The organism is Terribacillus halophilus (assembly GCF_900101385.1).
Classification (GTDB): Bacteria; Bacillota; Bacilli; order Bacillales; family Amphibacillaceae; genus Terribacillus; species Terribacillus halophilus.
Genome location: NZ_FMZB01000009.1, coordinates 12,142 through 35,030, shown reverse-complemented (window position 1 = coordinate 35,030; position 22,889 = coordinate 12,142). Strand labels below are relative to the sequence as shown.

The 22,889-nt window shown below is 41.8% G+C and carries 23 protein-coding genes and 1 tRNA gene; 15 read left to right on the top strand and 9 right to left on the bottom strand.

The features are described 5' to 3' along the window. The first annotated feature begins 83 nt into the window (after positions 1-83). Both BLQ53_RS14590 and BLQ53_RS14585 read left to right on the top strand, forming a co-directional pair. Positions 84-1,304, top strand: a complete 1,221-nt coding sequence (locus BLQ53_RS14590) for a peptide ABC transporter permease (protein WP_093728042.1) — start codon at positions 84-86, stop codon at positions 1,302-1,304. Beyond that, entirely contained in the window at positions 1,301-1,963 is a 663-nt protein-coding gene (locus BLQ53_RS14585) for an ABC transporter ATP-binding protein (protein WP_093728041.1), read from the top strand. Before BLQ53_RS14590 ends, BLQ53_RS14585 begins: the two co-directional genes overlap by 4 nt. Before the next feature lie 675 nt (positions 1,964-2,638). Here BLQ53_RS14585 and BLQ53_RS14575 read toward each other — a convergent pair. Next, positions 2,639-2,711 (bottom strand) — tRNA-Ala (locus BLQ53_RS14575). Positions 2,712-2,856: 145 nt separating this feature from the next. On the opposite strand from BLQ53_RS14575, the gene BLQ53_RS14570 reads away from it, so the two are divergent. From BLQ53_RS14570 to BLQ53_RS18985, 4 genes are read left to right on the top strand one after another with little or no spacing between them, the layout of a single operon-like run. Further along, positions 2,857-3,744: an exonuclease domain-containing protein gene (locus tag BLQ53_RS14570; protein WP_093728039.1), complete on the top strand. Its 888-nt coding sequence runs from the start codon at positions 2,857-2,859 to the stop codon at positions 3,742-3,744. A gap of 48 nt (positions 3,745-3,792) precedes the next feature. Further along, the gene (locus BLQ53_RS14565; protein WP_093728038.1) at positions 3,793-4,242 is read left to right on the top strand and encodes a hypothetical protein; all 450 of its coding nucleotides are present in this window, start codon (positions 3,793-3,795) and stop codon (positions 4,240-4,242) included. Then, complete coding sequence (locus BLQ53_RS14560) at positions 4,224-5,981, top strand: ABC transporter ATP-binding protein (RefSeq protein ID WP_093728037.1); 1,758 nt, start codon at positions 4,224-4,226, stop codon at positions 5,979-5,981. The genes BLQ53_RS14565 and BLQ53_RS14560 overlap by 19 nt, the downstream gene beginning before the upstream one ends. 44 nt (positions 5,982-6,025) lie before the next feature. Next, on the top strand, positions 6,026-6,175 hold the full coding sequence (locus BLQ53_RS18985; protein ID WP_170829718.1) for a hypothetical protein: 150 nt from the start codon (positions 6,026-6,028) through the stop codon (positions 6,173-6,175). Between the two features lie 37 nt (positions 6,176-6,212). Here BLQ53_RS18985 and BLQ53_RS14555 read toward each other — a convergent pair whose 3' ends face one another. From BLQ53_RS14555 to BLQ53_RS14535, 6 genes are all read right to left on the bottom strand, one after another. Beyond that, positions 6,213-7,070: an AEC family transporter gene (locus tag BLQ53_RS14555; protein WP_093728036.1), complete on the bottom strand. Its 858-nt coding sequence runs from the start codon at positions 7,068-7,070 to the stop codon at positions 6,213-6,215. Between the two features lie 281 nt (positions 7,071-7,351). Further along, on the bottom strand, positions 7,352-9,283 hold the full coding sequence (gene ltaS / locus BLQ53_RS14550; RefSeq protein WP_093728035.1) for a lipoteichoic acid synthase: 1,932 nt from the start codon (positions 9,281-9,283) through the stop codon (positions 7,352-7,354). A 199-nt stretch (positions 9,284-9,482) separates the two neighbouring features. Continuing rightward, entirely contained in the window at positions 9,483-9,902 is a 420-nt protein-coding gene (locus BLQ53_RS14545; protein WP_093728034.1) for a YkvA family protein, read from the bottom strand. 72 nt (positions 9,903-9,974) lie between these two features. Further along, a complete protein-coding gene (locus BLQ53_RS18980; RefSeq protein ID WP_170829717.1) occupies positions 9,975-10,148 on the bottom strand; it encodes a hypothetical protein in 174 nt (57 codons plus the stop codon). Between the two features lie 654 nt (positions 10,149-10,802). Next, positions 10,803-11,954: an AI-2E family transporter gene (locus BLQ53_RS14540; protein WP_093728033.1), complete on the bottom strand. Its 1,152-nt coding sequence runs from the start codon at positions 11,952-11,954 to the stop codon at positions 10,803-10,805. Positions 11,955-12,248: 294 nt separating this feature from the next. After that, on the bottom strand, positions 12,249-13,145 hold the full coding sequence (locus BLQ53_RS14535; protein ID WP_093728032.1) for a TIGR01777 family oxidoreductase: 897 nt from the start codon (positions 13,143-13,145) through the stop codon (positions 12,249-12,251). 84 nt (positions 13,146-13,229) lie between these two features. On the opposite strand from BLQ53_RS14535, the gene recX reads away from it, so the two are divergent. Together recX and BLQ53_RS14525 are read left to right on the top strand one after the other, a co-directional pair. Then, on the top strand, positions 13,230-14,057 hold the full coding sequence (recX, locus tag BLQ53_RS14530) for a recombination regulator RecX (protein ID WP_093728031.1): 828 nt from the start codon (positions 13,230-13,232) through the stop codon (positions 14,055-14,057). Between the two features lie 18 nt (positions 14,058-14,075). Beyond that, positions 14,076-14,405 (top strand): YfhH family protein, encoded by a 330-nt coding sequence (locus tag BLQ53_RS14525; RefSeq protein ID WP_093728030.1) that lies wholly within the window; start codon positions 14,076-14,078, stop codon positions 14,403-14,405. A gap of 30 nt (positions 14,406-14,435) precedes the next feature. On the opposite strand, the gene BLQ53_RS14520 is transcribed toward BLQ53_RS14525, so the two are convergent. After that, positions 14,436-14,600, bottom strand: a complete 165-nt coding sequence (locus BLQ53_RS14520; protein WP_093728029.1) for a YpzG family protein — start codon at positions 14,598-14,600, stop codon at positions 14,436-14,438. A gap of 99 nt (positions 14,601-14,699) precedes the next feature. Between BLQ53_RS14520 and BLQ53_RS14515 the strand changes: the two genes are divergently transcribed. Continuing rightward, positions 14,700-14,963 (top strand): YfhJ family protein, encoded by a 264-nt coding sequence (locus tag BLQ53_RS14515; protein ID WP_093728028.1) that lies wholly within the window; start codon positions 14,700-14,702, stop codon positions 14,961-14,963. A 29-nt stretch (positions 14,964-14,992) separates the two neighbouring features. On the opposite strand, the gene BLQ53_RS14510 is transcribed toward BLQ53_RS14515, so the two are convergent. Next, positions 14,993-15,988: a metal-dependent hydrolase gene (locus tag BLQ53_RS14510; protein WP_093728027.1), complete on the bottom strand. Its 996-nt coding sequence runs from the start codon at positions 15,986-15,988 to the stop codon at positions 14,993-14,995. A 72-nt stretch (positions 15,989-16,060) separates the two neighbouring features. Between BLQ53_RS14510 and mutY the strand changes: the two genes are divergently transcribed. From mutY to BLQ53_RS14480, 6 genes are all read left to right on the top strand, one after another. Continuing rightward, on the top strand, positions 16,061-17,146 hold the full coding sequence (mutY, locus tag BLQ53_RS14505) for an A/G-specific adenine glycosylase (RefSeq protein ID WP_093728026.1): 1,086 nt from the start codon (positions 16,061-16,063) through the stop codon (positions 17,144-17,146). A 74-nt stretch (positions 17,147-17,220) separates the two neighbouring features. Next, on the top strand, positions 17,221-17,469 hold the full coding sequence (locus tag BLQ53_RS14500) for a gamma-type small acid-soluble spore protein (protein ID WP_093728149.1): 249 nt from the start codon (positions 17,221-17,223) through the stop codon (positions 17,467-17,469). 181 nt (positions 17,470-17,650) lie between these two features. Beyond that, complete coding sequence (gene ntdP / locus BLQ53_RS14495; protein ID WP_093728025.1) at positions 17,651-18,178, top strand: nucleoside tri-diphosphate phosphatase; 528 nt, start codon at positions 17,651-17,653, stop codon at positions 18,176-18,178. Positions 18,179-18,250: 72 nt separating this feature from the next. Then, positions 18,251-20,029, top strand: coding sequence for an ABC transporter ATP-binding protein (locus BLQ53_RS14490; protein WP_093728024.1), 1,779 nt, complete (start codon positions 18,251-18,253; stop codon positions 20,027-20,029). 354 nt (positions 20,030-20,383) lie between these two features. Next, the gene (locus BLQ53_RS14485) at positions 20,384-22,429 is read left to right on the top strand and encodes a BglG family transcription antiterminator (RefSeq protein ID WP_093728023.1); all 2,046 of its coding nucleotides are present in this window, start codon (positions 20,384-20,386) and stop codon (positions 22,427-22,429) included. Further along, positions 22,422-22,889 carry a PTS sugar transporter subunit IIA gene (locus BLQ53_RS14480; protein WP_093728022.1) on the top strand — a complete coding sequence of 156 codons (468 nt, stop codon included), beginning with the start codon at positions 22,422-22,424 and terminating at the stop codon, positions 22,887-22,889. Before BLQ53_RS14485 ends, BLQ53_RS14480 begins: the two co-directional genes overlap by 8 nt.

Below are 22,889 nucleotides of genomic sequence, written 5' to 3'. Positions count from 1 at the left end.
GAGCTCAATGTAACCAGCAATCTCTACTTAGTTTTTATTTTTATTATATATATATTAATTAGTGCAGGTAAGGTGGAAAAAGAATGAGAATTTTACGTTTTTTTATAATTAGAATACTTTTAAAAAGATGGATACTTGTTTTGGGTATGATAATATTACTTTTTTTAGCTAATTATCTTTCTTTTACTACTGCTCGTTCAGTTATTTCAACTTTTCAAGGTTATCAAGAAATAGAAACTCTGAATCAAGAAGGAACTTTTATTGCTAATCTAGACCCAAATAGTGAAGCTGATTTTACTAAAATTGAAATAGATGATACACAAAAGGTATATGAATATTTAAACAACAATTATACTTATGCTCTTCAAGTCGATGGTTTTGTCACTTCATTACATAATAAACATAAGATGGAAGTTCCTTTCAATTATATCAACGAAGAGGCTTATAAGATAAATCAATTTAGATTATCTCAAGGAAACCAATTAAACTTCAATTATAAATTTAATAAAGAAGAAATACCTGTTTTAGTAGGTGCAGGTCTAGCCACAACATATCCTGTAGGATCAAATTTTGAGATTACAGATCCTGTCACCCAACAATTAGTCAATTTAAAAGTTCAAGGAGTCTTGAAGGAGAATACTCATCGTTCTAATTTTTATGCTCCCAATTCAAAGAATTACTTCAATTTTTCAATTTTTCTACCTGTTAATGAAGAATTTATTCAAAGTGCGGGTCTTGACCTCCACGTTAATGGTTTGATGGACATTGTGCTTCTTGATTCGTCAAAAGAGAAAGCAATGAATTTAAAAGAACATATCCAGGAAAATCTAGGTTTAGAATTTAACTTTTTTAATCAACAAGAAAACTTTAATTACTTTGAAGATTATTATGTTAATTCATTAAAAATCATCTGTACTATCACCTTTATTTTACTCATAATCATTGTTTGTTTAGCAATCTGGAATACCCTGGTCAGTATTCGGTTGATGATAAAAGATTTTACAATCAATTTATTAGTTGGATTAAGTTATTCAAAACTAAGAGTAATTTTTTATAGTTATTTTGGAATATTGTTTTCTATTATTCTAGCCATATTATTTGCAATAACCGCTTTCAATAGATACGGCTTTTGGTTAAACAAAGACTCAACTTTTGCTACTTACGGAATATTTGGCTTAATAAGTATGGATTGGATGGCTTTACTTATTGTTCTTTTTATAGATTTTATTATTGGATTTACGATTGTTGAACTTACGATAAGAAAAATTAAAAGTATTCCGATTTCCGTAGGGGTGTTACAATGAATAGTATAATTAAACTAGAAATCCAGAAAAAAACATTCAAGAAGAAAGGTTTTTCTATCTTAAATGATTTTGATTTGGAAGTTGAACCTGGGGAAAGACTTTCTATTATAGGAGAGTCTGGAGTTGGAAAAACTTCTTTGCTTAATATTATTGGTCTACTTGATACACAATATCAAGGGAGCTATAAGCTTTTTGATTCATCTGTTAAGGATTTATCACGAAATAAACTAGCTGAGTGGCGTAATCAAAAAATTGGTTTTGTTCTTCAGGAGTCCTCACTAATTAATTCTTTGACCATAGAGGATAATATTAAATTGCCGCTTATGTATGCTAAAACTGAAAAAGACCTAACTGTCCAAGATCACTTTAAACGAATTACTAATAAAATTGGGATTGAGCCCATTTTGAAAAAAAAACCACTTGATTGTTCTGGTGGCCAACGATCTAGAGCTGTTTTTGCTAGGGCTGTAATTATGAATCCCCAAATAATTTTATCAGATGAACCAACTGCGTCTTTAGACTTAGAAAATAAAGAAAAAATTATCAATCTACTTTTTGATATGAATAAAGAATTTAATACTACTGTTATTACAGTGACTCATGATTTAGATTTAGCCAATCGCCATGAACGAATAATTACTCTCGAAAGGAATGAATAAAATGGGATTCTATATAATGATCATGTCATTCATCCTTGGCATATTCTTCACCATTCTTGGTGCTTCTCGTAGAAAACAGAATTTTTTATATAAGATTTTCATAGTGCTAGGAATCATTCTCATTCTTGTTGCTGTTTATCTAGCAAGGCCTCATTAAGAATCATAGTTTTATATAGAATAAATGAGTTATATTTGGTATCTCAGTGAAACGATTATCTTATTTACGCAGCTTTTTTAGTGAACTGAAAAAGCACATGGACATAATGATTGTAAGTCTGCTTGAATGTTTCTTCAATCATTGAAAAACGCATTTTTTTAATAATGTGATAATTATACTGCCCCCTCTATATCCTAGATATGGAGGGGGCAGTATGATTATTACACGATTTTTATTCTGAATTATCTGTTGTTCATCTAGTAGAACATCTTTACTAATTTAATATTTCCAAATTTCTTCCTTGAAGAAGATCTTAAAAGAGCATCAGGTGAACGAAGTATCTCGTGGAGAAAAATGGGATTGGAAATGAATGTGAATGTTTATGATAAACAAGAGAGTGAGTAATAATTCCCTAGCATGACCAATAGTATGACCATTCAATAAATGTCATACTTAAATATGTAATAATAAAACCCTCTAATAACATTAAAAGCTGTTATTTAGAGGGTTTATATAGATGGAGCATAGCGGGCTCGAACCGCTGACCTCTTCGCTGCCAGCGAAGCGCTCTCCCAGCTGAGCTAATGCCCCGTATAATATATTATTTCGTCACAAAAATATTATAACGCTTATCTCTCCTGCTGACAATATCTTTTTCAACAAGCACAATTGAGGGACTCTATCGGCTGCTGTGATATAATTTATGTAACATAAAGTCGATTTGGAGGACGATGCAGTGCGGTTTGTGAGTATAGATTTCGAGACGGCGAATCGATATTGGTCCAGTGCTTGTTCAGTGGGTGTTGCTGTAGCGGATGAGACAGGGGTGGTTGAGGAGTGGTACACCCTGATCAATCCGCTGATGGATTTTGAAGATCAGAATATCCAGGTGCATGGCATTCTTCCGCGTGATGTGGAGGATGCGCCGACGTTCAAGGAAATCTGGCCCAAGCTTGGCAGCTATCTGGCAGGTAATGTCGTTATTGCGCATAATGCGAGCTTTGATATGGGCGTCATCCGTAAGGCAGTGGCACGTTTTGGTTTGGAGATGCCGGATTTTGCTTATCTTTGTACGCGGATCATCGGCAAGAAGGTTTGGCCGGATATGGAGAACCATCGGCTTAATACATTGGCTGCCAGCAAGGAAATCAGCTTCGAGCATCATAATGCTATGGAAGATGCACGGGTGGCAGCGAATATCTTCCTTCATGCGATGGCTGATTCTGGAGTACAGAGCATCGAGGAACTGACTAAGGTATTGAAGGTGAAGCAAAAAAGCATCCATGATACAAGCTCCTCTGGCAGTAGATCACGTTACGGCGATATTAAGCCGCAAACGGATCAATTCGACTCGTCACATCCGTTTTACCGGAAGCAAGTGATGTTTACCGGGACTATGAAAGGCCTGAAACGGAAAGACGCCATCCAAAAGCTGGTCAATGTAGGCGGCGTGCACACTGACAAGATGGATGCGTCTACGCAGTATCTCGTTGTCGGAGCGAAGGATTATGAGAAGTTCGCTGCCGGAAAGAAAACGAGCAAGCTTGTGCAAGCGGAGCGAATGATCGAGAACGGGCGGCCTTTGCGAATCATATCTGAAGAAAAATTCCTATCATTGGTGTAAGGAGTTCTCCATCGAGAGGACTCCTTGTTTTATTGAGGGGATAGTATGATGTTTGAAATAATAGAAACCGATATACTGGCAGAGGCATATGAGTCATTGATGGAAAGATTATGCGATGTCTGTGACACATTCACTTTTGCTGTACTGCCGAAAAAGATGATGGGTCAGAAACAAACGCTCCATACACTGCTGGAGAGCCTAGAGCCGTATCTTAAAAAGATAGAATATACGAATGGTACACGTGCCAACTTATTTCAAGCGCATATATCTGTTCCGAATTATTACTATCATTTTAACAAAGAATCTCTGCGGTTGATCGTGGATGCTGCAGACAGTCTTTTTTATTGGCAGCAGCCGCTGCTCCCGGAGGATATATCCTTTCTAAGGAAGGATAAGGAATACTTCACAATGAATGCGCATGAAGGATATGCGATGCTTTTCGCAGAAGATAGATATGTATTAGAACTTGGAGGTACAAAATGGAGCAGAACCAATTAGAGAATAAAAAGTTTGACTGGCGTTTATTCCTGGCACTGGTAAAAGGGACCGAACCACCGCTTGGAATAGTCATAACAGCACTCCTCATGAGTTTGATGACAACAGGTGTCGGGTTCGCTGTGCCACTATTCACGAAAAATCTTGTGGATGGGTTCAGCGGACAATCGTTTACCGGCGGACAGATTACCATATTGGTAATTGCTTTCGTTCTGCAGGCATTGGCGAGCGGCTTGTCCATTTACTTACTGGCTAAAGTCGGTCATCATGTCGTAGCTAAGCTTAGGGAGCGTTTGTGGGAGAAACTGTTGCACCTGCCGATTCGTTTTCACCATAATAATGAAACAGGACAGACACTAAGCCGGGTGACGAATGATACGGGTATACTAAAAGAGTTGATCACGGATCATTTGACTAGCTTCGTAACTGGTATCATATCCATTGTTGGTTCTATCATCATTTTGCTGATTCTTGATTGGAAGATGACGATTGTGATGCTGTTGGCTGTCCCAGTTGCTATCATCATCATCATGGTGCTTGGACGCCAGATGTATCGGGTATCAAAGACGATGCAGGAAGAGACGGCTAAATTCACAGCGGTATTGAATCAGGTGCTCCCGGAAATGAAACTCGTCAAAGCTTCAAATGCAGAGCATGTCGAGCTGGAACGCGGTAACAAAGGTATCCGGACATTATTTACGTATGGGTTGAAGGAAGCAAAAATTCAAGCGCTGCTTTCACCGCTCATGCTGTTCGTCATGATGCTTCTGCTAGTAACGATCATCGGTTATGGCGGTGTCCGCGTTGCATCCGGTGCATTGTCAGCGGGCGACATGGTAGCTTTCATCCTATACCTGTTCCAAATCATCATGCCGATGACGCAGCTATCCATGTTCTTCACACATCTGCAAAAAGCGATGGGCGCAACTGAACGTATTTATGATGTGCTTGGGGAAGAGACAGAGGATGCAGATAAAGGGAAATCCATTCAGCGTGTGGATGGGGATTTGCATATCGAGCATGTGAGCTTCGCGTATCAGTCTGATCAAGTCTTGCACGATCTTAGTTTTACAGCTCCTGCTGGAAAGGTGACGGCCATCGCAGGACCAAGCGGCGGGGGGAAATCGACCCTATTTGGCTTGCTGGAGCGGTATTACGAACCGACAGAAGGGACGATTCGGCTTGATGATACACCTATCCAGGATTATAAGCTCCATGACTGGAGACGACAGATTGGCTACGTAGCGCAAGAAACAGCGCTGCTTTCCGGTACAATCCGCGAAAACATCTGTTATGGATTGGAGCGAGAGGTGTCCGATGAGGAACTTGAACGCGTATCGGAGATGGCTTATGCCAAGCAGTTCATCGAAGAGCTGCCTGATGGTTTTGAAACGACGGTAGGCGAACGGGGGGTCAAACTCTCTGGCGGACAGCGTCAACGTATAGCGATCGCCAGGGCGCTCTTGCGTGATCCGCAGATCTTGATGTTGGATGAAGCGACATCGAGTCTGGATAGCAGCTCGGAAATCTATGTCCAGCAAGCATTGCAAAATCTAATGCAGAATCGGACTACCTTTGTGATAGCTCACCGATTGTCGACAATTGTGGAGGCAGACCAAATCGTGTTCATTGAAAAAGGAAGAATAACCGGTATCGGAACCCATGAAGCATTATTCAAGCAGCACGATCTGTATCGTGAGTTCGCATCACAGCAGCAGCTTTTGGCGGGTAAAATGGAATAAATGAATCCCTCTTTTCGCATAATAGACGAAAAGGGGGTTCTGTCATGCCGAAGAAAAAGCCCAATAATGATCATCAATTCAAAGAAAACAAGAACCATGGCGAAAAGCGGAATGGTCGATTGAGTCAGTTCAAGAATAACGTCAATGGGTCAGGCGATGCGGAAAACGAATATATTTCTGTCAAGGAAGACTAAAAAAAGCTGATGCCTCCAATGAGGCAGCAGCTTTTTTTCATTTCATCCAGTTAACGAGCATAAACAAAATCGGCAAGACAAAAATCAACGAAGATGTCGCGACGATCCAATTGGAGTTGGCAAGCTCCATATCCAGCTTATACAGCCTCGGCGGCACAAGTGAAGCGACTGCCGGCGGCATGGCGGACATGATGAGGAGTACTTGCAAAAGAATGCCGTCATACAAGTTGCCAAGACCAATCAAGTACGCGCTGCCTGTGATGACAAGCGGAACAGCCAGGAACTTAATCGGGATCAGCCACATGCTGAGATTCCAGTATTTTTTTACGGAAGCAATACGCATGCTGAAGCCGATCGGAACCAATAACAGGATGGAAGCCAATGCAACAAGTGCCGAATTGCTTGCACCCAGCCATTCAAATCTATCGATTGGAGATAAATTCAGTGCAGCTCCGATGACAATCGAACAGAAAGTGATCATGATGAATGGATCTTTCACAATCCGCATCACACGTGATCCTGATGTATTCTCTTCGATTGACCCGTATGATTTTGCAATCGGATAAATGATCGTATAATAGGTGAATTCCTCGAGTAATCGGAACATGGCTGCATAGGCAACTGCTTTTTCGCCAATGAAGAGCACACAAAAAAGTACACCGAAGCTACCTAGGTTCAGAAATGCACCAGATACAAACATGGAACCAATCTGGTCTTTTGGAAGCTGTCTCCATTTAGAATATAGCAATGCCAAACCAGCACCAAGAAAAATGGTTACGATTCCGAAAACCGGTAAGTAAATCAGCCTGACATTAGTCAGATCAGCTGACCAAAAGGCACTGATTAAGATGATGGGATTCAGGACGAGCAAAACGACCCGAATCAATGCGTTCATAAAATAATTGAGCGAGAACCATTCCGGAAGCCGATATTTCTCGGCGATGATCCGGATGGCCCTGCCGATGATAAGTCCGATGAGTATGATGGATACGGCGTAAATGAAGCTTCCGATAAAATCATACCTCCTTTCAGCTGAAATGCTACATGATGTATTCCCTAATTTCTATTATATACAGCATTCTCAATTGTATCGATATTGCTTTGTATTGTCTAAAGAAATTAGTGAATTGGGCTTGTATAAAAAAACACCTGTCATGGCAGACAGGTGTTTCAACATTATTTATCCTCTTCCTCTGAGCGGTGATTATAATCATAATCGCTTGGGTTTACAGGCGTCCATCCTTCTGGATCGTAGAAGCGTAGCAGGTCGCCATAGAGGATTTTGTCATTGAGACTCAATTTCTCGGCTAGTTTATCTTTTTCGGACTCGATTTCTTTGATCTTATCTTCGTCTTCGATTACTTCACCGGTTTTTGTATCATAATAATCATCACCAAGTACTGTGTAATCTTTACTGATATAGTCACCGTTTCGGAGGCCGACTACACCGTTATGCTCTTCGGATAATAAATCTGTACCGAACTGAATATATTTCGAAGAGTCGATGCCAAGCAAATGCTCGAGTGTCGGAAGAACATCAAGTTCACCGCCGTACGTGTGGTTCACGCCGCCTTTAAGACCTGGCGCCTTGATCATAAGCGGGACACGCTGCAATTGTGCATTCTCATAATCGGTGATTTCTGTACCGATGATTTGCTCCATTGCTTTATTATGGTTCGTTGAAATACCGTAATGGTCCCCGTAAAGCAGGATGACGGAATTGTCATACATGCCGGATTCCTTCAAGTCATTGAAGAATTGCTCAAGTGCTTCATCCAGGTAACGTGCTGTCTGGAAATAGTTATCCACAGTGGAATCCCCTGTTGTCGCTTTATCAATCGTTGCATCCTCTGGATCGAGCGTGAACGGATAATGGTTCGTCAACGTGATCATATGGGCATAGAACGGCTGATCGAGTGATTCTAGCATCGGCATGGATTCCTCGAAGAAAGGCTTATCCTTCAAACCATAGTTGATCGAGTTTTCCATGTTGTAATACGTGGAATCGAAGAAATGATCGACTCCGAATTGCTTGTAAATCTCATCACGGTTCCAGAATGTTTTCTCATCACCGTGGAATACTGCGCTCGTATAGCCTTGTTCCTGGTTCAGTATGGCAGTTGCTGCTTGATATGTGTTCGTACCTTTTACAGAAAAGGCAGAACCCTGCGGAAGACCGTAGAGGGAGTTATCCATCAATAGCTCCGCATCGGCTGTCTTACCTTGTTCTGTCTGGTGGAAGAAGTTGTCGAAATAAGTGAGTTCCTTATCATTCACCAGTGAATTCAGGAACGGCGTCACTTCTTCACCATTCAATTTATAATTGATCAGGAAGCTTTGGAAGCTTTCCAAATGAATCTTGATGATATTCATGCCTTCTGCTTTACCGAAGTATTCTGGATTCGGTTCTGCATAATTCTTGTCTACGAACTCCTTCACTTCCGTTACGTCATTCGGACTAGCCATGACGCGCTGTGTGGAAGTTTTCGCATTTTGTACCGCATCATAGATTGTATAGTTATATGGACCGAGGTATTTCACCAAGTACGTACGGTCGAATGTACGCTGCAGCAGCTGCGGTCGATCAACCTCAGCCAATCCTAGGTTGACTGCGAATAGTGCAATACCGGAAACGATGACCATAGCCGTCTTCCGGAAAGCAAGACGCTCCGTAGTCCAGTTCTTTCTAGTGTAAACATACAATACAATCAACAGGATGATGTCCAGGAAGTAAACGAAATCAAAGCCTTCCATCAGCCCGAAGATGCTGCCGCCCATACCGGAGCTTAAGTTATCCGTCTGCTTTAAAGTTGGCAGCGTAATGAAATCATTAAAGAATCGATAGTACAGGACATTGGCATAAAGCAGGAAGCTCATGAAGAAATCGATGACCAGCAGCCAGATTCCCATCCGCTTGCCCTTTGCCAGGAATGCGAGTCCGAGGAACACGATGCTCGCACTGAACGGGTTGATTACGAGCAGGAATTCCTGCATGGCGTTCGTTATATCTAATTTAAATTCCGTTTGGTAGGTTAAATACGTCTTGGCCCATAAGAAAATAACGGCCAGCGCAAAAAATCCTTTCCTTGAAGCCAGAAGCTTCTTCATTATCTTTCACCTCTTCATTTTCTTATCAGGCGTCTATTGAATGAAACAACGACATTGATTCTATCAAATTTACAGACTTAAACACAACTAAAACCCAGAAACAATATTGGGGCTCATAATCTATAAATATAACAGATTCCACTGAAAAAGCAAAATGGGATATTTGCCCAGAAAAAAAGAGCGCGTCTGCACTCTTTTTTTACAAAGCACCTAATTGGGTGTCAATTGGCTGTTGATGTTTCCATTGCTTGTATGCTGCTACATCCAGCTGTATCTGCTTAAATGTGAAAGCGATAAGCGCGACGTCATCAAGCAGGCCGCCTGGAATGAAATCCGGGACAAAGTCGACCGGGCTCAGGAAATAGAGGAAGGTTGCAGCTATCATAAGCAGTGACTTTTTCGGCAGCTGCTTGTAAGCACCTTTACGCCAATCGCGAAGCATGTCCACCATTAACTGCAGGTCTGACCATATTTCTGCGAGTTTTCCTTTGTTATCTGTCGCTTTCGTCGATACATTAGCAAGGAGCTCCTTCGATTTTTCCTTATCCTGCAGCAATGCTTTTGCCTTCGGTGTGTAAGCATGCCGTTTCTCCAGGAGCTGTGTTAGGTTCCATTTCATAAGGTGTGCCTCCTTGTTACCTTCTCTATCCTATTATGAGGAACAATTCCCCATCATGCAAGGAAGGGGCTTTCAATCTATTTTCTTTACAAGCACCCGATATCGTTCGGGCAGCGTATCTTTTGCTTTTACTTCTCGCATGAAGGATTCTGCCGCTTCATATGTGTCAAAAGTGAACACTTCTCCGTCCTTTCCGACGAATTCAAGCTTCACTTGGTTTGAGTCGACTGCAATGACTTTGAACATATTGTTCTCCTTTCAAATGACCGGCACCATTCGGCACTGTCAGAAAGAGCTGAGTTAACAGGGATTTCCAGCTCGAATGACTCAATTGATAAAATAATTTCAATGGAAAAATTGGCGTGAAAAATAGTTCACTTTTATATTATAAATAAAGTGGGCAAAGAGAGGAAGCAAGAATATCAAAACGGGAAAAGCAGGCAGCGGGGGCTGCCTGCTTTTCTGTTGTTGTTAGATATAGATGTGGCGAGACGAATAAAATATGTGGGAGGTAATGTTGTTAGAAAACATATTTTTTTCGTTCTCCATTATATAGACGGAAGTAAGCAGCCGATGGTTTCGTTTTTTAAAAAAGAATTTCTGATTTTTGCCTTACAGTATGACGGTACGTATAACTGCGTTTGGTATTTGTGGTTCCAATCTGCAATTTGTACCTGAGAGATCATATCTAAAAAAGACTATATCATCGGTCACGAACCAATGGAAATCGTGGGAATTTGGATTAGATGAAGAACTTCAAAAAAGGTGATCGTGTTGTCACTCCATTCAACGTGGGCTGCCGATGCAAAAGCACACACCAAATGGCGTCAGAGGATAACATTTAAAGAAGCATAAGTTGATGAAGCCGTAAAGAAAAGAGCTGCCAAGGGCAGCTCCATTTTAGTTTGTATTGGTTTGTTCATCATATAAATGTGATCTCTTCTTGAACCAATGGAAGGTATGGGTGACGATAACTTTCAGAATCGCATATCCAGGTACAGCGAGTATAACGCCGACAACACCAAATAGGTTTCCGGCAGTCAGGATAACGAAAATGATGGTAATCGGGTGAACCCGTATGTTTCGCCCCATAATCTGAGGTGTAATCAGCTTTCCTTCAACTAATTGAACAACCGTCCAGACAACTATCAGCTTCAAAAGCATGAACGGCGAAGTAACAATCGCGATGATGATTGCGGGTGTAATGGCGATTGCTGGACCAAGATAGGGAACGACACTCGTGAAAGCTGCAATGACAGCAAGTACCGGTGCGTAATCAAGTCCGATGATCAAATAACCAATATACAGCAAAACACCAATGACGAAGCTGACGATAATCTGACCTCGTATGTAAGAACTGATCTGATGATTCATCTCGGACATCACTTCATAAGTCTGACTGCGGAAACGTACCGGAAGCAATTTTAAGATATAGACCGGCAGTTTCTTGCCATCTTTCAATAAATAGAAGAGGATGAAAGGCACTGTCACGATAGAGATGATCACTTCGGTAACTGCTCCGACGAAGCTAGTCAAATTAGAGAACAAATTATTCAGCATGCTTGTTCCGCGAGTCTGTAATTCATTTAGTATCTGGTTGAAATCGAAATTGCCTGATTGCTGAATCTGATTGACGATGTTGCTCCCTGTTATGGATTGGACCATCTCAATGCCTTGTTCAAAGTATTCCGTACTATTATCGATCAGGCTCAATGTCTGTTCTTTCAAAACCGGAATGACAGAACTTATGAGAATAGTCAGCAATCCGATGATGACAAGGTAGAGAACAATGATGGAATATATGCGTTTTATACGCTTTTTCTCCAAGTAATTGACGATTGGAACTGTCAAATAATAGACAATACCAGTTAAAATGATGGGCAATATCACTGTTTTCACGATAACGACAATTGGTGTGAAAATGAATGATACACGCGAATAAACTAGTATATTCAGCCCGATGATGAAAAGAATCAGCATCGCGATGACAAATTTATTATTCAGGAAGAACTTACTGAACTTCCCTTGCTTGTTACGCTGTAAGTCTTGCATGGCAATCCTCTCCTCTTTGGCCCGCTGTTCCTTAATTCTAGTGTTCTATCATTATAGCCCAATATGAAGGCTAATAACCGTCATATTTATTTTAATCCTATGGAACAAATTAATCTACTCACGTATTCTAATGTAAGCGAGAAACAGGCAGATAATTTTATCGGCTTAAATTATCAACAATGTTATAAACAATATATTAACTATAAGATAAACGAAAAAAAGACTTATGCACATAATCCACAAGTCTTGAAGGGGTGATTGTGCACAAGTCACTTATTTCCATAACAGCGAATATTATAAAGCTTGTTCCAATGCTTCGGATAAGCTGGAGAAACGGAAGTGGTATCCATTGTCGATTGCTTTTTTCGGATAGACACATTGTCCTTCCAGAACCAAAATGCTCATTTCACCTAATGCTTTTTCGACAATCGATGCAGGTGCTGTCGTCCAATAAGGACGGTGCAGTGTCAGTGCTAGTGTCTTGCTGAAATCTTTGTTCCGCCGCGGAGAAGGTGCAGTGACATTCAATGGTCCTTCGATCGACTCATTTTCAATTGCATATGCAATCAAACCTGCAGCATCCCGGACATGAATCCAGGACAGCCATTGCTCTCCGCTGCCGATCTTTCCGCCAGCGAAATAACGGAAAGGCAGCTGCATAAGCGGCAGGGCTCCCTTGTCACCCAATACGATTCCAAAACGTGCAAGCACGATGCGGACCCCAAGACCTTTTGCTTGCATAGCAGCCTCTTCCCAATCATATGTCACGTCTGCCAAAAAATCCTGACCTCGTTTCGTTGTATCCTCCGTGAACGCATCTTGTTCGCTCGTTCCGTAATATCCTACAGCAGACCCGCTTACAAAAACTTTTGGCTTCTTCGGCATTTTTTCGATCATATCCACCAATGTTTCGGTGGCTTCCAATCGACTGCTGCGTATCTGCGCTTTTTTCTCCTTCGTCCACTTGCCGAAAAGGCTGGTTCCGGCTAAGTTGACAACAGCATCAATCTCTGGAAGCTGGGAAAGAGGATCAAATCCTTTCTTGAGCCAGCCGACATAAGTGACTTGTTTCGTGTCGAGCTTTTGCTCAGGTGAACGAGTAAGGATATATACATGATGCCCTTTCTCAATCAGGTTCTCTGCCAGTTGTTTTCCGACGAATCCTGTTCCGCCGCTGATGACGATGTTCATGTTTGCATCCTCCTTCTGTATGTTGAGCTTACGATTTTGCAGACAATGATTTCATGGTAGAATAACAAATAAGAGGTGTCGAAAATGGTGAAAATCACGAAAATCACGACCCAAAAAAATACAATCGGACGTTATAATGTCTTTATCGATGAAGGTAAAGGCGAAAAGTTCGGCTTTGGTCTTGATGAGGATATCCTGATTTCAAGTGGTATCACCAAAGGACAGGAAATATCCGAAGAATCGTTGCAGACCATCATCGAAAAAGATACAGCTCATAAATGTTTTACCCTGGCTTTACAATATTTAAGCTACCGGATGCGTTCAAAAAAAGAAATAAGAAGTTATTTGCTCAAAAAAGAACAGAATCCTACACATATCGAAGAAGCCTTGAACAGACTTGATGAGCAAGGTTATATAGACGATGCTGCCTTTGCTGGTGCTTTTGTCCGGACGAAAGTGAACACCACGAGCAAAGGTCCGCTAATCATCCGGAAAGAATTGCAGGAAAAAGGGATTACGGGGGCAGCTGCAGACCAAGCGATGGCGTATTATACGTTTGACAAAGAACTGGAAAAAGCCATCAAGCTTGCAGGCGGCAAACTGCATACCAAAGCAAAGAAATCACATCAGGAGAAAATCCAGCTTGCTCAGCAGCAATTGCTTTCAAAGGGTTTCTCGAGTGCTGCTGCCAAGGAAGCTGTATCACTGGCATTGAAAGACACCGATCAGGATACGGACGCTGAGCTGGAGGCTGTCAAGTTTCAAGGAGACAAGCTTTGGCGCAAGTATTCGCAAAAAGCAGAGGGCTATGAACTCGATCAAAAAATCAAGATGGCGCTTTATCGAAAGGGTTTCCCGATGGAGCTGATCCAGAAGTATATAGAGGAAGCGAAAGAAAAAGACCTTTATTAATGGAAAGCAGGTGCGAGGATGCAAGTACGTTATAGTGATTTGACAGTGGAACAGCTGAAAGAAGAAATGAAACAATTGAAAATCCAGCAGCAAAAGGCAGAACAGATGGGCAATTTCAGTGAATATCAAATTCTGGAACGCAAGCGGCAAATGGCCAAGGCTTATACGATGAATCCGGATGATTTCAAGCCTGGCGGCACGTATCAGATAAAAGGTGACCGGTCACATGTATTCACGATCGATTATTTGAATGGCGTCTTTGCTTGGGGCTACCGCCGTCAGGGCGCCGAAACAGGACAAGAGCTGGAAGCTTTGCCGATCAGTGTGCTCGGGAGGGCGACTATGTAATTGCCTCGGCTTTAAGAGCCGAGGTATATTTTATCTGCGGTTTTTCTTGACTGCTTGAGTACGGATGATGATATCAGTCTGTGTTTGCTGTGTTTCCCCATTCACCTGGTTATTCGCATGTTTTGCAGTGGTGCGGGGTGACTGAATAACGGAATTGATAGTGCCAGTTCTGGAAAAACGATCAAACTTGGACATATATCTGCCTCCTCAAGATTTAATGCGCCGCAGTACTTCTAGCTTGTGCTTATTTTTTTGAGATTATGTTGGGTTTCTGATGGAAAGGAAGAAGAATGAATGGAAAATAAATTCCGCGAACTTGCTGCGCTTTTGCAGCAGCAGAACGAACGGCTGACAATAGATGAGGCTCGGACATGGGTCGAGATTCTTTGGGAGGATTTCGAGGCCACACGTGCAAAGGCCGGTCGTAAGTATCAAGGGCAGGACATGACAGAAGCAATTGTGCGTCAGTGGATACAGCATTATGGTCCGAAACTGGATGAATTTCTCGACCGCAATCCTAAGTACCATCATCTATTCATGGAAAGAAGACAACAATAAAAAAACCTGGAGAATCAAATCTCCAGGTTTTATAATGCAGATGGATTGTCGTCGGTAACAAGCTTTCGCTGCAGTTTCTGTTCGGAAAAGATCCATCCGGTATAGGAGCTCATCACTTGATGATTATCATCAATTTGAACGACTGCCTTGAATGGATAATGCTGTGCGCTGTTATGATAGCGCAAATCGATCAGCCGCAGCTCGGTGAAATCATCATACAAATTCACTTCCCATGTGTAAACAGGGGAAAAGCTAAGGAAGGCTGCAATATTCTTGTCTTCTCTGGCAACTTCCATCAGCTTGCTATCGGGCAGTGGTTTCCTTGCGAATTCATCGATGATACGGAGCTGCCAATTCTCGACTTTGCCGACATAAAAATGATCGGGTGCTGTAATGGCAACACGCCAGTATGCTTGCTTCATTGTTGGTGAAGTGGCAATGATCTGGGCATCGGGTATTCTTTCTTTCACTTGTTTGATGATCCGCCGTTTATCCAAGTAACGCTTCACATAATACAGGACAAGGATCGCGTATATGACTGCAAAGGTCTGACCAGGTTCCAAACCGATCAGCCAGAGACCGATACCGATCACATGCATCGCAAAGATGAAAGGATCGAAGGTATTGATGAAGCCATAAGCGACCCATCGTCTGGAGAACGGCCGGTAAGCCTGTGTGCCGTAAGCATTGAATACATCGACAAATACATGCAATACAACGGCACCGAAAGTCCAAAGCCATAGATGCAGAAAGTTGATATTCGGTACTAACACGTACAGCAGCAGGGAAATCGCCAATCCCCACAATATGACAGCGGGGATGGAATGCGTGATTCCCCGGTGGTTTCGTAAATAAGAAGCATTGTTGCGTAATTTCAGTACTGTATCAAAGTCGGGTGCCTGTGAACCAAGAATCGTGCCAGCAAGTACTGCATTGAACAATACAGGGTCTTGGTGAACAGCAGGATCGAGCGTGGCAAGCCCGCCTAGGGCTATTCCCATGACAATATGGGTACCAGTGTCCATCTTCATGTCCTCCTTCTGATGAAACCAAACCACCTAATACATTAATTATTGTAACACGGAGCGTGAGTGAATTTGCAATTAGACGATCTACATGTTAAGTTTCAACATTTTTCGATAGATTTATTTCAAAATGATTTGATTAATTGGTTCCAGCAGGAAAAACGTTCCCTGCCGTGGCGTGAAAACCGGGATCCGTATCGGATTTGGGTTTCGGAAATCATGCTCCAGCAGACGAAGGTGGATACCGTCATTCCTTACTTTCATCGTTTCATGGAACGCTTTCCGACAATCCAGGCATTGGCCAAAGCGGATGAACAGGACGTCCTCAAAGCGTGGGAAGGCTTAGGTTACTATTCCCGAGCGCGCAATCTTCAAACAGCCGTGCGTGAGGTGGCCCAGGCGTATGGCGGCAAGGTACCGGACAACGTGGACGAGTTGGGTAAACTCAAAGGTGTCGGCCCCTACACAAAGGGTGCTATCCTCAGTATCGCTTACGGCATTCCGCAGCCGGCTGTCGATGGGAATGTCATGAGGGTTTTATCCCGAATCCTGTTGATTACGGAAGATATTGCGAAGCCTAAAGCAAGGAAGATCTTTGAGGCAGCAGTCGAAGAATTGATTTCGAGGGAGGATCCATCATCCTTCAATCAAGGATTAATGGAACTTGGAGCGCTAATTTGTACACCGAAAAAACCCGCTTGTATGTTATGTCCAGTACAGGAGCATTGTGCCGCATTCCAGCAAGGGCTCCAGGAAGAGCTGCCAATCAAGTCCAAGGGCAAGAAACAAAAGACGATGCCGTATCTTTCTGTTATCGTGGAGAACGCACAAGGCGAAGTACTTATTGAGAAAAGACCGGAAGAAGGACTGCTTGCGAACTTATGGCAATTTCCAATGGCTGATGCGGCGGAGGTTTCTGTGGAACAGCTGGCGTATTGGTTCAAGCTGGAGTATGGCATTCAAATCGAGCTTGGCGAAACGCTGCAACCTGTCCGTCATGTTTTTTCCCATATCATATGGGAAATCATCGTTCTGCATGCGAAAACCGCGGATGCAACAACGGAACAGGGCAGATTCGTCAGCTTATCGGATATAAATGACTACCCATTGCCGGTGCCGCATCAGAAACTACTGCAGCAAATCCATGTACCAGAATAAACCAGTAGCTTTTTGAATTTTTTTGGATAACAACGCCGCATTCAGGAGAAAGTAATGTGGCGGAGGTGATAACAATGAACAAAAAGACACAATCTGGTACTGAGGTAAATCACGTTAAACAACAAAACCAGAAGTCACGTCAAGGCGGTTCCAGCCAATTTGGAACTGAATTTGCTTCTGAAACAGACGTACAGCAGGTTCAACAGCAGAACCAGCAGTCTCGTCAGAAAGCAAAAGGCGGTTCCAGCCAATTCGGAACTGAATTTGCTTCTGAGACAGATGTACAGCAAGTTCAGCAGCAAAATCAACAATCCCGCAAGTAAGACGGACATCGTCTGAATTGTTACTTTCGTATGAACGGAGCCCTTCAGCGGACGCTGGGGGGCTCTTTTGTCGATGTATGGGCGGCAATCAGCGTTTTTCATTTCCATTGTGTCTGAAATATCTTTATAATATAAAGAAACGATCTTACATATAGGACAATACAAAGGAAGGAAGATTCGCATGGCTGGCCCAGAGGCAGGAACGAAAATTCAGATACACAGCTATAAACATAACGGCCAGCTCCATCGGGTATGGGAAAGCAGCACAGTATTGAAGAGTACGGCAGAAATCCTGATCGGTGCCAATGACCGGACGATGGTCACGGAAAGCGATGGGAGGACGTGGATTACACGTGAACCGGCCATTGTTTATTTCCATGCGAAGCACTGGTTCAACATTATCGGTATGCTGCGTACGGATGGGATTTATTATTATTGCAATATCAGTTCTCCGTATGTATATGATGGAGAGGCACTGAAGTATATCGATTATGATCTGGATATCAAGATATATCCTGATATGACGTTTAAGCTCTTGGATGAAGATGAATTCGATGTACACAAGCGACAGATGAATTATCCTCCTGAAATTGAGAAAATCCTATGGAATCAGGTCGATGTTCTGATCAGTTGGATTAGACAAGGAAAAGGGCCGTTCTCACCTGATTTCATCGATACATGGTATGAGCTGTTCCTAACCTACAGATAAATAACATAAGCTATGAATCCTTGCCGGTACCGACAGGGATTTATCGTTGTGCACAACAGAGAGGTGATTGTGTTGAGCAGTACGAGACGGTATTTACGTTTTGTAAAACCGTACAAATGGAAAATTATCTTGACGATCATAATCGGTATAGTAAAATTCGCCATACCTTTACTTATTCCGTTGATTTTAGGGTATGTAGTCGATCATGTCGTCAATGCGGATTTATCGACAGCAGACAAGGTGCAGCGCTTGTTCTGGCTGCTTGGCGGTTCCTTGATTGTCTTTCTCATATTGAGACCGCCAGTGGAGTATTATCGGCAATACTTGGCGCAATGGACAGGCAACCGCGTGCTATATGACATCCGGAACCAGTTGTTCGATCATATCCAGCGTCTGAGCCTTCGGTATTATTCCCAGACGAAAACGGGGGAAATCATCTCCCGTGTGATCAATGATGTTGAGCAGACAAAGAACTTCATCATGACTGGTTTGATGAACGTATGGCTTGACTTGGCCACGATCGTCATTGCCGTTTGTATCATGTTTACGATGGATGTGTCGCTGACGCTGGTGGCAATCGTGCTGTTTCCCGTATATGGTGTGGCAATCAAGTATTTCTATGAGCGACTCCGCAGTTTGACGAGGAAGCGGTCCCAAGCTTTGGCTGAAGTACAGGGGCATTTGCATGAACGCGTGCAAGGCATCCCCGTCACACGAAGTTTTGCTTTGGAGGATTATGAACAAAAGCAGTTTGATATACAAAATCGTAATTTTCTCGATAGTGCAATTGAGCATACGACCTGGAATGCCAAGACCTTTGCCGTAACGAATACGATCACAGACTTGGCGCCCTTAATTGTCATTGCGTATGCAGCGTATGAAGTTATCCAAGGGAATCTTACATTAGGTACAATGGTGGCTTTCGCCGGCTTCATGGACCGCGTATACAGTCCGCTCCGCCGACTGGTGAACTCTTCCACAACACTGACACAAGCGGTTGCTTCCATGGACAGGGTATTTGAATTCATCGATGAGAAATATGATATCGAAGATAAACCCGAAGCTGCGAAACTCACAAAAGTCGATGGTCATGTATCCTTCGAGAATGTTTCGTTTCGTTACGGCGAAGAGGAAGGGCTTGTGCTCAAGGATATTTCGCTCGATGTTAAACAAGGGGAGACCATCGCTTTTGTCGGGATGAGCGGGGGTGGAAAATCAACGATCGTCAGCCTCATTCCGCGGTTCTATGATGTGACAGGCGGCCGGATCACGATCGATGGTACCGATATCCGGGATGTTCAATCACGCTCTTTGCGGGATAAAATCGGAATGGTACTGCAGGATAATATCCTGTTCAGTGAATCAGTCGAGATGAACATCAAACTTGGAAGGCCAGAGGCTACGCATGAAGAAGTAGTGGCGGCAGCAAAAGCAGCCAACGCACACGACTTCATCGAGCATCTACCGGAAGGCTACAGAACATTGGTTGGAGAACGCGGCGTCAAGCTGTCCGGTGGCCAGAAGCAACGGATTGCCATCGCCCGTATCTTCCTCAAAAATCCACCGATCCTTATTTTGGATGAAGCGACATCAGCACTCGATTTGGAGAGCGAACATCTCATTCAGGAGGCGCTCGAGAAGCTGGCATCAGATCGAACGACATTCATCGTTGCCCATAGGCTGGCAACAATCACACATGCAGACCGAATCGTCGTTGTACAGGATGGTCAGATAGTCGAGCAAGGATCTCATGTTGATTTGATGGCACTGCAGGGCAATTACTTCAATCTATATCAAATACAGCATCTGGATGAGGATGCAGGTACATTGAGTACTACGGAAAGAGGATAGATGGACGGCCATCTATCCTTTTTGTTATGTTTTGCAAACTGCTTTTTAATTAGGATCGAAAAAGCAAGCATTCAGCTGAAGGCAATATTTTGAATTTGTTGTATTGTCGATCCATGATAAATGGAGGTTTATGCTTATACAGAGGAGAAGAAACTACATATTCACGCATGGAAACAGTTTAAATGAACGTTATGGAAAGGCGAAAATGAGAGAACAAGCATTGACTAGTTCTTTATTATCCAATTTCATCACAATTTAAAATGGAAGCGCTTACTTAAGTTGTGATATATCCAACTTCACTTGATTTTTCTTCGAATATAATGAAATTAGAAAGAGTACGAAGGGAGTGAAAAAATGAAAAAGGAAGTGAGTGATTTAGTCCTGTATTTTTTAGAACACCATTCATCATCAGTAACAGCAGTTGAAGAAGAGGTATGCAGAAATAAACGCAGTCTTCAAGCCTGTATAGACGATGTGAATCAGTATCTAATAAAAGAAAACAGAGAAGTCATTAGAATTGATACTATGAACGGTAATATTACGATTAATGAAAGTACAAGGGAGGGCTTGTATTATATTCTAAAGCACGGCAAAATGATCGAACTGAATTATATTGCTCCTGAAATGCGAGAAAGTTTGCTGCTTATCAAGCTTTGCATTACAGATGAAAATCCTGCACTTCAAGACTTAGCTGATTTGGTTCAGGTAAGCAAGAATACGGCTCTCCAAGACTTAAAACGAATAAAAAACATACTATCTGAAAAGTTGATTGAGTTAAACTACACTAGAAAAAATGGATACAGTGTCAGTGGAGAAGAGTTCAAGATACGAAAACTATTTATTGAGGAAATTAAAAGGGTTTTAGCAGCACAATTTGGTTTCTCCTTCCTCTGGCGTCTTGGTTTCCTTAACAAGGAGGATATCTTTTTCTTACGACAGCGATTAATTAACATGGAGAAAAAGTTGTCAATCGCTTTAACTGATGAGCAAATTGATGATTTACCTGTTGTATTGTACCTCCTTATTCAGCGAATGAAACATTCAAATGCATCTTGGCAAGCAGAATTTGATTTAGCAGATATGGAACAATCCAATGAAATCCAAACCTTGAAACGTATGTTCTGGGATAGTCATCTGGATGATGAAGATAAAACATATTTAGCTTTACAGGTCCTGTCATCCAATATGCTTGAATCTGTATTGGCAATATCTTCGAGCAATGAATTGTCAATGGCAGTCCGAACTACAATTGACATGGTAGATACTCAGCTTGCAACTAACTTACTTAATAAAACCGAGCTTTTGACTAAAATATTGCTTCATCTTAGACCAGCAATATACAGGATAAGATTCAATCTTCCAATTCAAAATCCTTTAACTGAGCAATTTATCGCGGAATATCCTGCAATGTTTGCTATCATTTCAAAATCGGTTTTTCCGATTGAAAAGTGTATTGATGCATCTATTTCCAAGGAAGAACTGGTTTATCTAGCTATGATTATTCAAGCATGGATCTATCGAACGGAAGAAAAGCAAGAATATGCTTTTCGAGCATTAGTGGTATGCAGAAATGGAACCTCCGTCTCCAAGCTGCTATTAGAAACGTTAAAAGATATGTTCAGTCATATTCAATTTATGGGAGCTTATGCAGAAAGACATTTCAAAGAACATGAACAAGAGGTGGATTTTATCTTTTCCACAGTTCCTCTTAATACGCCGAAGAAAACATTTATAGTAAAACCTTTTTTAAATCGAGCTGCTAGATTAGAGATACGAAATGCCATCGATAAACATATTAACCATAACGCGGATAAGAAAGCCAGGGAACTAACCTACTATTTGAAAGAACATATCAACGAAGAGAATTATCAGTTTGTTCATGATAAAATTGTGGACTTTTTTAATAAATCTCCAAACTTAAAAATGGAGCGCAGTACAAACTCACGTCTTTTTTCTTTTAAGAAAGAACATATTTTATTTCTAGATGAAACCATTCATTGGCAGGACGCTCTAGCGTTTGCTATTAAACCCTTACTATCCAGAGGCTCCATAACAAAGAATTATTCACAAAAATTATATGAGATATTCGAACGGGAAAGCGACAGAATGATGCTTGGTCCACACGTTTATCTCCCGCATGCACAGCCGTCTGATGGAGTACACAAGCAGGATTTCTCCATACTTATTTGCAGGAATCAAATTCAAATGCCCGATACCCGTTTTGCTAAGATAATAGTTGTTTTAGCTCCAAGTGATTATCATCTCCATGTTCCTACACTATTACATTTAAATGAACTGTTTTTAGAAGAAGATAGTTTCAACAAAATTGTAAGCGCTTTAAATACAGAAGATGCACTGAAAATTATAAACAAGGAAAAAGGAGGTGACCCACATGAGTGAAGTGGATTTGTTACATGAAGAGCTCGTGTTTCTGGATGTTGATGCGAGAAAAACTGAAGATCTTTTCTTATTTGTAGGGGAGGAGCTGGAAAAGAGGGGATATGTAAAATCCACTTTTACACGTGCAATCATAGAGAGGGAAGCACTGTACCCAACTGGCTTGGCCTTGGAGCGAATTAATATAGGTATTCCGCATACAGACCCGATGCACGTAAATACAGGTTTTGTAGCAGTGGTCAAAAATAAATATAAGCTTCCTTTCATTCATATGGGCACGAATAATCAACAAATTTTAATCGATTATTTTTTTATCCTTGGCATTAAAGATCCGGCAGACCAAGTAAAGCTGCTTCAACTTTTGATGGAGAAGTTTTCAAATGTCGAGTTTATTCAGGGACTTCAGTCTAATCATGAACAGCATACGTTATTTTCCTTTATTAAAAATAAATTTGAGGAGTGA

What these genes read in the sequence shown, in the direction of transcription:
- BLQ53_RS14590 (WP_093728042.1), top strand. Translation starts at nt 84, where the DNA reads ATGAGAATTTTACGTTTTTTTATAATTAGAATACTTTTAAAAAGATGG.
- BLQ53_RS14585 (WP_093728041.1), top strand. Translation starts at nt 1,301, where the DNA reads ATGAATAGTATAATTAAACTAGAAATCCAGAAAAAAACATTCAAGAAG.
- BLQ53_RS14565 (WP_093728038.1), top strand. Translation starts at nt 3,793, where the DNA reads ATGTTTGAAATAATAGAAACCGATATACTGGCAGAGGCATATGAGTCA.
- BLQ53_RS14560 (WP_093728037.1), top strand. Translation starts at nt 4,224, where the DNA reads ATGGAGCAGAACCAATTAGAGAATAAAAAGTTTGACTGGCGTTTATTC.
- BLQ53_RS18985 (WP_170829718.1), top strand. Translation starts at nt 6,026, where the DNA reads ATGCCGAAGAAAAAGCCCAATAATGATCATCAATTCAAAGAAAACAAG.
- BLQ53_RS14555 (WP_093728036.1), bottom strand. Translation starts at nt 7,070, where the DNA reads ATGAACGCATTGATTCGGGTCGTTTTGCTCGTCCTGAATCCCATCATC.
- ltaS (WP_093728035.1), bottom strand. Translation starts at nt 9,283, where the DNA reads ATGAAGAAGCTTCTGGCTTCAAGGAAAGGATTTTTTGCGCTGGCCGTT.
- BLQ53_RS14545 (WP_093728034.1), bottom strand. Translation starts at nt 9,902, where the DNA reads ATGAAATGGAACCTAACACAGCTCCTGGAGAAACGGCATGCTTACACA.
- BLQ53_RS18980 (WP_170829717.1), bottom strand. Translation starts at nt 10,148, where the DNA reads ATGTTCAAAGTCATTGCAGTCGACTCAAACCAAGTGAAGCTTGAATTC.
- BLQ53_RS14540 (WP_093728033.1), bottom strand. Translation starts at nt 11,954, where the DNA reads ATGCAAGACTTACAGCGTAACAAGCAAGGGAAGTTCAGTAAGTTCTTC.
- BLQ53_RS14535 (WP_093728032.1), bottom strand. Translation starts at nt 13,145, where the DNA reads ATGAACATCGTCATCAGCGGCGGAACAGGATTCGTCGGAAAACAACTG.
- recX (WP_093728031.1), top strand. Translation starts at nt 13,230, where the DNA reads ATGGTGAAAATCACGAAAATCACGACCCAAAAAAATACAATCGGACGT.
- BLQ53_RS14525 (WP_093728030.1), top strand. Translation starts at nt 14,076, where the DNA reads ATGCAAGTACGTTATAGTGATTTGACAGTGGAACAGCTGAAAGAAGAA.
- BLQ53_RS14520 (WP_093728029.1), bottom strand. Translation starts at nt 14,600, where the DNA reads ATGTCCAAGTTTGATCGTTTTTCCAGAACTGGCACTATCAATTCCGTT.
- BLQ53_RS14515 (WP_093728028.1), top strand. Translation starts at nt 14,700, where the DNA reads ATGGAAAATAAATTCCGCGAACTTGCTGCGCTTTTGCAGCAGCAGAAC.
- BLQ53_RS14510 (WP_093728027.1), bottom strand. Translation starts at nt 15,988, where the DNA reads ATGGACACTGGTACCCATATTGTCATGGGAATAGCCCTAGGCGGGCTT.
- BLQ53_RS14500 (WP_093728149.1), top strand. Translation starts at nt 17,221, where the DNA reads ATGAACAAAAAGACACAATCTGGTACTGAGGTAAATCACGTTAAACAA.
- ntdP (WP_093728025.1), top strand. Translation starts at nt 17,651, where the DNA reads ATGGCTGGCCCAGAGGCAGGAACGAAAATTCAGATACACAGCTATAAA.
- BLQ53_RS14485 (WP_093728023.1), top strand. Translation starts at nt 20,384, where the DNA reads ATGAAAAAGGAAGTGAGTGATTTAGTCCTGTATTTTTTAGAACACCAT.
- BLQ53_RS14480 (WP_093728022.1), top strand. Translation starts at nt 22,422, where the DNA reads ATGAGTGAAGTGGATTTGTTACATGAAGAGCTCGTGTTTCTGGATGTT.